Below are 8,751 nucleotides of genomic sequence, written 5' to 3'. Positions count from 1 at the left end.
CTGGATCTGCGCGCCGCGCGCGGCGGGTTCGCTGTCGCCGTGGCGCTGCCGCAGCCGCGCGCGCAGCTCTTCGTAAAAGCCCGGCACCCCCATCACCACGGTGGGCGGGCTGGCCTGCGCCATGTCCAGCGCGCCGTCCAGATCGGACAGGGCGATATCGTGTCCAAACACCAGCGCCGAGTAGATCCAGTAACGCTGTTGCAGCAGCACCAGGCGCAGGAACACCAGCAGATTGTCGCCGTCGCGGTGCGCGAACATCGCCTGCACCTCATTGATGGAGCTATTGGCGCTGGCGACGGTGGCTTCCAGGCCCTTGGGCGCGCCGGTACTGCCCGAGGTGAACTTGATCGCGAAGATGTCGGCCGGATCATAGCCAGCGTGCAACGGACGCCAGGCCACGTCCGCCTCGGCGTTGTCCGCCCAGGCGGCGATGTCGGCGATGTCGAAGCATGGACCTTGGCCGCTGAGGCCTTCGCCGAACAGCGCCTTCAGGCCGTAGATGTCGACGATCTGCCCGGGTTCGTAGCGGCCGGCCTCGAAGCCGGCGCTGACCCCGCCCAGCTTCAGGATGGCGAGGTCCAGCAACACGAACTCGATGCGGTTGCGGGACAGGATGCCCACCCGGTCGCGCGGCCGCACGCCCAACGCTTGCAGGCGCACGGCCACGCGCGCCGCCTTGCGGTCCAGTTCGGCCAGGGTCCAGCTCCGCAGCGCGCCGTCTTGCTGGAAACGGATCACATGCCGCTCATCGTCGCAGCGGTGCAGCGCTATCGTGTTGATCAGGTCCGCGTCTTCACGCGGCGCACGCAGCAGGGCGTCGCTCATGGCCGCGCCTCCGCCGAACCTTCCTGCCGGCGCAGCGGCGTGAAGAACGCCTGCTCCGCCAAGGCCAGCAGCGTGCCGGCCGGCGTCAGTTCCACCGCTTCCGGCCAACGGTCTACGCGCTCCATGCCCAAGGCCTCGCCCAGGCGCTGAGCAAAGCGCGGCAGCAAGGGGCTGGCGGCCTGAGCCAATAGGCGGGCCGTGGCCAGTTCCAGCGCGATCGCGGTGCGGTATTCATCGCGCAGCGCCGGATTCTGGCTGATACGCTGATTCGATTTGGCGAAACGCAGCGCGCCGGCCACCAGCCCGTCCAGTTCTTCCACCACGCGGTTGAGGGCGAAGCCGTCGGCGCCGTAATGGGTTTTCAGGCTGGCCAGCCGGTGGTTCAGGCCGTCGAGATAGGCGGTGTGCAGCGCGCTCCAGCAACCGGCATCGGGCGCCCGCTGCTGGAACTCGCGCCGCAGGCGCTCACCCAGGCCGGACAGCCAGGCCTGCCATTGGCCCAGCAAGATTTCTTCCACGCAGTCATGGAAGTCGTCCAGCGTGAAATTGCTGCGCTCCTGCTCGCCGCGCGTGCGCGCCAGGTAGTAGCGCACCGCGTCGACGCTGTCCGGGTTCAGAATGTCCTTGCCCCACACCGCGTGCCGGCGGCTGGTGGAAAACTTCAGGCCGTCCAGCAGATAGAACTCGTTTTCGTTGTAATCGATGTCGCACCGCCAGTCCGGAAAGGCCATGCGGTACAAGGCCGGATACAGGATGGAGTGGTAATAGCTGTTGTCATAGCCGAAGAAGTGAACGATCTTCCAGTCCGGCTGCGGCTGGTCCGCCTTCCAGGGCTTGCCCAGCCGGCCGCCCAGCTCGGCGATGCCGTGCAGGAAGCCGTAAGCCATTTCCGGCCACACCCAGATCACCTGTTCGCCCTCGACCTCCTCCGCCGGCGGCACGCCCCATTGCGCCGGATGGGTGATGGGCACCCAGTAATCCTTGCGCGCCAGCACCCGCTCCGCCAGTTGCTGCAGCCGCGGCGACACCTTGCCCAGGCGCTGATGCTGCTCCACCGCGTCCTTGAAGGCGGACAGATTGATCATGTAGCGGCGGATGGCACCGGTGACCGGCATCGTGTCCGACAAGCGCGAACGCGGCGTGTCCAGATCCACGCAATTGTTCGGCTCGCCGCACTCCTCGCAGATATTGCCGCCGCAGGGCGAGCCGCAACTCGGGCACTTGGCGGAGACGTCCACCTCGTACAGATAGTCGCCGGTCTCGGCGTCGAACAGCGCAGCGTCGGAGCGCAATTGCGCGCCGCCGCGCACCAGGCGCGAGAAGAAATCGCGCAAGCCTTCCGCATAGCCCTCCGCGCGGGTGGTGACGGTGTATTGATCGAGATGGATGTCCATCAGGTCCAGCGTGGACTTGATCGCCGCCGAGTAATGGCTGGCCACTTGTTGCGGACTGCTGTCTTCCTGGCGGGCGCGGCCCACCACATAGCTCTGGTAGTCGTCGCTGCCGGTCAGGTGGTAAGCCTCGTGACCGCTGGCGCGCAGGAAGCGCACATAGACGTCAGCGCCCAGATAGGGGCCGGATAGATGGCCCAGGTGCAAGTCGCCGTTGGGGGTGGGCGGCGTGGAGAACACGAATACCGGACGCTCCCGCAGCCGCGAGGCGCCATTGTCCTGCGCGGCGGCGTCGCGCTTGGCGGCGTCGCGCCAGTAGAAATCGCAGAAGCTCAGCGCTTGCTGGCCGACATTGCGCAGCACGTGTTTCTCGAAAGGTTTGAACAGCACCAGGCTTCCGGCGCGCACCGGCTGGGAATGGCCATCGGCGTCGATCACGCCTTCCCCGCTCAGAATCAGGAAGGCTTCCAGCTCATCGTGCTTGTGCGGCTTGCTTTCCTGGCCCGGCGCGACGACGCCGTAGGCCAGCCGCACGTGTTCCTGCTCGCCCAGGCCGGCAATGGACGCCATATCGATACCGAAAGCAGGCGCCAGCTGCGCCTCCTGCAAGTCAATGATGTGCATGGTCTCAACTATCCTGTGGTGAGAGCGTGGTTGAGCAAGGCGAGCGCTTCCGCGGCGATGCCGGGCGCCAGCCGGTATCCGGAGCCATTGCCCGCTCCGGCAAACAGAATGCGTTGATGGCGGCCGACGAATTGCACCAGCGGCTCCCGGCTTGGGCTGTAGGCATCGCAGAACACCCGACCGGAGCCCAGCTGCTGCGCCAGCGCCGGCGCGATGCCGCGCAGCGCCTCGCGGGCTTCGTCGAGCTCGCGCGCCTCCACCCTGGCCTGCCGGCATTTGTCCGGCGTCACATCCCACTGCTGGCAGGTGTAGCTGAACAGCCAGTGTCCGCGCTGCGGCAGCGGCGCCAGGAAAGCGTCCTCGACAGGGAAAAACAGCGCATGCCCATGTTCCGGCGGGCGTTGCAGATGCAGGGCCACCACTTTCTTGACGCGGATATCGAGCGCGGCGGTCAGCTCGCGCCAACAGCCCTCATTCGCCCACGGTCCGGGACAGAGCACCACGGCGTCGGCGGCGAGGCTGCGGCCGCTGGACAGCAGCACGCTGACGCCGTCGACATGCTCGCGGATGGCTTCGACGCCGACGCCTTCCAGCAACTCGGCGCGCTCGCGCAAACGCCGCGCATACCATTGCGCCAGCCCCTGCACATCCATCGCATGGCAGTCCGGCATCCGCCATACTTCCTGGCCATAGGGCAGCTCCGGCATCACCTGCCGCCTCTCCTCCGCCGACAAGGGCCGCAGGCCGGCGCAACGAGCGCGCACCTGCTCGGCGTCGGCCGAGCCGGCGGCGACGAAGAAGTCGAAGCCGTGCATGGGCAGCTGCGGATGACGCGCATGCAGCGTCTGGTAGTAATCCGCGCTCGCGCCGCTCAATCTGCGCACCCGCTCGGAGCGGCCCACCGGAAAATGCACGCCGGCGGAATACATCGACGCCCCGCCGCCGATCAAGCCCTGGTCCACCAGGCTGAGCCGCGCCTGCGGCTCGCATTCCAGCAGCCGTGCCGCCACGGTGCAGCCCAGGATGCCGCCGCCGATGATGACGATGCGGGGCCCGGTCATGCCCATTCCCTCCTTGGCTGGCGGCTGGTCGCACGCGCCGCCGCCAGCGGCGCCCAGGACACGAAGGCGGCGTCCAGATGAGCGACGCGCGGCACATCCAGCATGCGCTGGATCACGATCTGGCTGCGCCACGCGGTCAGGCTGAGATTGGGATCGGCCAGGCCGCGCTGCTGGCGGATGCCGTTCAGGATGAACAGGCTGCGATTGCGCGGCAGTTTGCCCAGCGCCGCGTAATCGCGGTCGACGGCGATTTCCTCGCCCTCCAGCTCCAGACGCTCCCGCAGCGGCTGCAGGAAGGGCGTCGGCGCCGGCTTGAAACCGCTGGCCCAGATCACCACGTCGGCCTCCAGCGTCTCGGGCTTGTTGGCGCCCAGATGGCTGGCGGCGATGGACCAGCGCTCGCCGTCCTGAGTGATGGCGCGCACTTCGCGGAAGGGCAGCAGGCTGATTTCGATCGGGGCGCGCTCAATGAAGCGCAGCGAATAGATCTGCTGGTAGATGCTGCGCAGCGTGCACTCGGAAATGCCGTCGCTGCTGAGCAGATTGCGCTTGATGAATGCGCGGCGGAAGCCCTCGTCCTGCTCGTAAAAATAGTTGGAGTGCGTGGGCGTGTACAAATCGTTGGTGAAGGGGGAATCGTCGAGCGGGAAATAATTCTCCCGGCGCGACAACCAACTCAGCGCCGCCGGCGCCTGGCCGCCACCACGGCGCAGCATCTCCAGCACCACTTCGGCGCCGGACTGCCCGCCGCCGATGACCAGCACGCGCTTGCCCGCGGCGACACCGGCCTTGGCGGCGAACTCATTGACGTGGAAATGCGTGCTGTCGTTGAGGCAGGCGCGCGCGAAGTCCGGCACATCCGGCACGATGCCGACGCCGACGACCACGTTGTCGCCCAGCACGCGCCGCTTCGTGGTTTGCACCACGAAGGCGCCGCCGTCGAAATCGACCTCCAGCACCCGCTCGCCAAAGCAGATATTGGCATTGTTCTCCGCCGCCCATTTCAAGTAATCGCGGAATTCAAGCCGCGAAACCTGATCGAAACGCGCGTTGAGAAACTGCAGCAATCTGCCATGTTGATGCAGATAGGATACAAAAGAGAATCGATTGGTGGGATCGGCCAGCGTGACCAAATCCTTGAACAAGGAAACCTGCAGCCCCGCGCCTGGAATCATCATGCCGTCATGCCAGGAGAACGCCGGTTTCTGCTCGAAGAAAATGCTCTTGATGTCATGCTGACCATGCAAGAGCGAGGCCACGCTGAGATTGGATGGCCCGCTGCCGATGCCGATGCAGTGATATTTCATGATGTATTGGCACTTGAAGTGTACTTGCAAGATAAAAGGAGCCGCGATGAACCGCGTATCGCAGCAGCGGAAAAGCCAACCGACACTCTCATTCGCAATGAACAGCAACCACAAAACCGCCAAAGCATCGCCGAGGCCGGGCCTGTGCCCGCGCCGGCATGAAATCCACCGCCCTGATTCCGGCCAGTACTAAAGGACAGGCCGCATTCAGTTGCAAAAACGCCGCAGGCGGCGCCCCTTCGTCACACACTCAAGATTCAAGCGCCGGCCCTGCCCGCTTCGCCGGCGGCGCCAGGCTGGTGGCAGCGCCGAAAACCCGGTTCCACCATGGTTTTCATGCTGCGCCAAACCAGCTGTAGCTATTGATATATTCCAATGTCATTCAAGCTATCATGTGATTTTTATCATGTCAAATGACATTAAAAATCAAAAATAGTTGATCTTAGACAAACTGATGCCAGCAATCAGGACAGTTAATGGCAGAAGGCAAGGTGTCTGCATGACGCCAATGAGGCAAGCGCCTGGACGGCGCCCAGGGCGGAAAATGCGAAACAGGCCGGGAATCCCGGCCTGTGTTGCTAGAGCACCTGACTTGTAATCAGGTAGTCGCGATACTGGCTCAAGCCAGCTGGAAGGGGTACACCGAACCCAGGCCCAGGATGCCGCTCAACTCGTCCAGCGCGGTGCGGCTTTCGATTAGCAGCTGCGGATCGGCCAGGTCTTCGCTGCTCAGGCGGTCGCGATAATGGCGATCCACCCAGCCGTTGAGCGTGGCGAACAGCACGTCGCTCATCAGCACCTTGGGGTTGACCGCGGCGATTTCCGCCGCCGACAGCGCCACGCGCAGCCGCAGGCAGGCGGGACCGCCGCCGTTCTGCATGCTTTGCTTGAGATCGAACACCTTGACCTCGTCGATGGGACCGCCGCTGGCGGCCAGCTTGCCAAGGTAGGCCCAGACGCGCGGCTGATTGCGGCACTCTTCCGGCACCACGATGATCATCTTGCCATCCGGCTTGGACAGCAGCTGACTGTTGAATAGATAGCTCTTCACCGCCTCTTCGACACTGACCTCCGCCGCCGGCACCTCCACCGAGACGAAGCGGCCGCCTGCGGCTGCCAGCTTGGCGCTCAGCTCGGCCAGTACCTTGTGCTGGTCGACAAAGGATTTCTCGTGATGGAACAGCACTTGGCGGTTACCCACCGAGATCACGTCGTTGTGGAACACGCCGGCGTCTATGGTGTCCGGGTCCTGCTGCGCGTAAACCACGCGCTCCGCGCTCAGGCCGTGCAGCCGCGCCACCGCCTGGCAGGCTTCCAGGGTCTGGCGCGCCGGGAACTTGGCCGGCTTGGGATAGCGCGCGTCGAAAGCCGCCGCACCGAACACGAAGAACTCCACCCCCGGGCCATCGTACTCGGCGCAGAAACGGGTGTGGTTGGCCGCGCCCTCGTCGCCGAAGTGCATCTGCGCCGGCAGCGCCGGATGCACGGCGAAGCGGGACTCGTCGGCGAACATCGCCCGCAGCAGCCGGCCCGTGGTCGGATGCTCGATCGAACGGTGGAATTTATTGTTCAGATTGGCCGGGGTGAAATGCACGCGGCCGTCGGCGGTGTCGCCGGACGGGCTGACGGTGGCGGCGTTGGCGGTCCACATGCAGGAGGCCGAGCTGGCCGCGGCCAGGATGGCCGGCGCTTCCTTGGCTGCGCGCGCCACCACCTCGGCGTCGCTGCCGCCAAAGCCCAGCAGACGCAGGCTGGCCACGTCCGGACGCTCGTGCGGGGCCAGCACGCCCTGCTTGAAGCCCAGATCATGCAAGGCCTTCATCTTTGCCAGGCCCTGCTTGGCGGCCAGCTTGGGGTTGGACGCGGCGCTGACATTGCTGGTGGACGCCACATTGCCGAAGGACAGGCCGCTGTAATTGTGCGTCGGGCCGACCAAGCCGTCGAAATTCACTTCATAGGCGTTCATTTGGAGAATGCTCCCTTGCCTCAATCCATCTGAATGGCGGGACGGCCATCTGGCCCCTTCTCGCCACCTAACTCTTTTGCGTTGACTACACGCCCCCTCTCCCCCGCCCCTCTCCCACGAGGGGAGAGGGGAGAAAACCGCACCGCCCGCGCTTACTGCACGAATGAACTGGCGTCGCACTCAGCCTTCAGTCCCTCCCCCCTTGCGGGAGAGGGATTGGGGAGAGGGGTTGGGGAGAGGGGGTGCTCTTAAAAAACCATGCCGGGAGACAGCTGCGCCGGCACGGTCAGGCTGTCGCATTCCAGCGAGGCCACCGGGTAGGCGCAGTAGTCGGCGGCGTAATAGGCGCTGGCGCGATGGTTGCCGGAGGCGCCGACGCCGCCGAAGGGCGCGGCGCTGGACGCGCCGGTCAGCGGCTTGTTCCAGTTCACCACGCCGGCGCGGCTTTCCAGCAGATAGCGTTCGTACAGCGCGCGCTCGTCGGACAGCACACCGCCGGCCAGGCCGAAGCAGGTATCGTTGGCGATGGCGATGGCCTGGTCGAAATCGGCGTAGCGTATCACTTGCAGCAGCGGGCCGAAGTATTCCTCGTCCGGACGCGCGGCGGCGGTGGTGTCGATGATGCCCGGGCTCAGCAGCGCCGCGTCCGGCGTCAAGCGGCGCATTTCCAGCAGCGCCTTGCCGCCGGCGGCCAGCATCGCGGCCTGGGCTTGCAGCAGCGCCTCGGCGGCGGCGCTGGAAATCACCGCGCCCATGAAGGGCGCCGGTTCGGCGTCGTATTTGCCGACGCGCAGCTTGGCCGTCACCTCCACCAGCCGCGCCAGCAGCGCATCGCCCCAGGCGCCCTGCGGCACCAGCAGCCGGCGCGCGCAGGTGCAACGCTGGCCGGCGGAGACGAAGGCGGACTGGACGATGTGGTGGACGGCGGCGTCGATGTCCTGGACGCCTTCCACGATCAGCGGGTTGTTGCCGCCCATTTCCAGCGCCAGGATCTTGTCCGGGTGGCCGGCGAAGTTCTTGTGCAGCAGCGCGCCGGTGGCGGAGCTGCCGGTGAAGAACAGGCCGTCGATGCCGGCGTGGCCGGCCAGCGCCGCGCCGGTGTCGCGCGCGCCTTGCAGCAGCGCGATCACGCCGGCCGGCAGGCCGGCTTCGGCCCACAAGCGCACGGTTTCCTGCGCCGTCCACGGCGTCAGTTCGGACGGCTTGAAGATCACCGCGTTGCCGGCCAAGAGCGCCGGCACGATGTGGCCGTTGGGCAGGTGGCCGGGGAAGTTGTAGGGGCCGAACACCGCCACCACGCCGTGCGGCTTGTGGCGCAGCACCGCCTGGGCGTCGCCCATGGCGGCGGCGCGTTCGCCGGTGCGCTCGTGGTAGGACTTCAGCGAGATGTCCACCTTGTTGACCATGGTGGTGACTTCGGTCTGCGCCTCCCACAGCGGCTTGCCGGTTTCCTGGGCAATCACGCGGGCCAGCGCGTCCTTGTTGGCGCTCAAGAGTTCGCCGAAGCGCTTGGCCACCGCCACGCGCGCGTCCAGCGGCGTGCGCGCCCAGTGCTTGAACGCGGCGCGGCCGGCGGC

General features: G+C 66.1%; 6 protein-coding genes. All 6 read right to left on the bottom strand.

Going from position 1 to position 8,751, the window contains the following annotated elements:
- The coding region (locus tag LQT98_RS22840; RefSeq protein ID WP_231465448.1) for an AMP-binding protein at nt 1–825 on the bottom strand (825 nt) is incomplete at its 3' end.
- Nucleotides 822–2,840 carry a class I tRNA ligase family protein gene (locus LQT98_RS22835; RefSeq protein WP_231465446.1) on the bottom strand — a complete coding sequence of 673 codons (2,019 nt, stop codon included), beginning with the start codon at nt 2,838–2,840 and terminating at the stop codon, nt 822–824. The genes LQT98_RS22835 and LQT98_RS22840, both read right to left, overlap by 4 nt.
- An 8-nt stretch (nt 2,841–2,848) precedes the next feature.
- Nucleotides 2,849–3,901 (bottom strand): NAD(P)/FAD-dependent oxidoreductase, encoded by a 1,053-nt coding sequence (locus LQT98_RS22830; RefSeq protein ID WP_231465444.1) that lies wholly within the window; start codon nt 3,899–3,901, stop codon nt 2,849–2,851.
- On the bottom strand, nt 3,898–5,208 hold the full coding sequence (locus tag LQT98_RS22825) for a lysine N(6)-hydroxylase/L-ornithine N(5)-oxygenase family protein (protein ID WP_231465442.1): 1,311 nt from the start codon (nt 5,206–5,208) through the stop codon (nt 3,898–3,900). The genes LQT98_RS22830 and LQT98_RS22825 overlap by 4 nt, the downstream gene beginning before the upstream one ends.
- Before the next feature lie 619 nt (nt 5,209–5,827).
- Nucleotides 5,828–7,174: an N-succinylarginine dihydrolase gene (gene astB, locus LQT98_RS22820; RefSeq protein ID WP_231465440.1), complete on the bottom strand. Its 1,347-nt coding sequence runs from the start codon at nt 7,172–7,174 to the stop codon at nt 5,828–5,830.
- A 248-nt stretch (nt 7,175–7,422) separates the two neighbouring features.
- On the bottom strand, nt 7,423–8,751 hold a 1,329-nt coding region (gene astD / locus LQT98_RS22815; RefSeq protein ID WP_231465438.1), incomplete at its 5' end, for a succinylglutamate-semialdehyde dehydrogenase.

The sequence above is a fragment of the Chromobacterium aquaticum genome, from assembly GCF_021129195.1.
Classification (GTDB): Bacteria; Pseudomonadota; Gammaproteobacteria; order Burkholderiales; family Chromobacteriaceae; genus Chromobacterium; species Chromobacterium aquaticum.
This window is presented reverse-complemented; position numbering and strand designations above follow the sequence as displayed.

Coding starts and splice junctions, on each gene's coding strand:
- astB (WP_231465440.1), bottom strand. CDS start 7,174: ATGAACGCCTATGAAGTGAATTTCGACGGCTTGGTCGGCCCGACGCAC.
- LQT98_RS22825 (WP_231465442.1), bottom strand. CDS start 5,208: ATGAAATATCACTGCATCGGCATCGGCAGCGGGCCATCCAATCTCAGC.
- LQT98_RS22830 (WP_231465444.1), bottom strand. CDS start 3,901: ATGACCGGGCCCCGCATCGTCATCATCGGCGGCGGCATCCTGGGCTGC.
- LQT98_RS22835 (WP_231465446.1), bottom strand. CDS start 2,840: ATGCACATCATTGACTTGCAGGAGGCGCAGCTGGCGCCTGCTTTCGGT.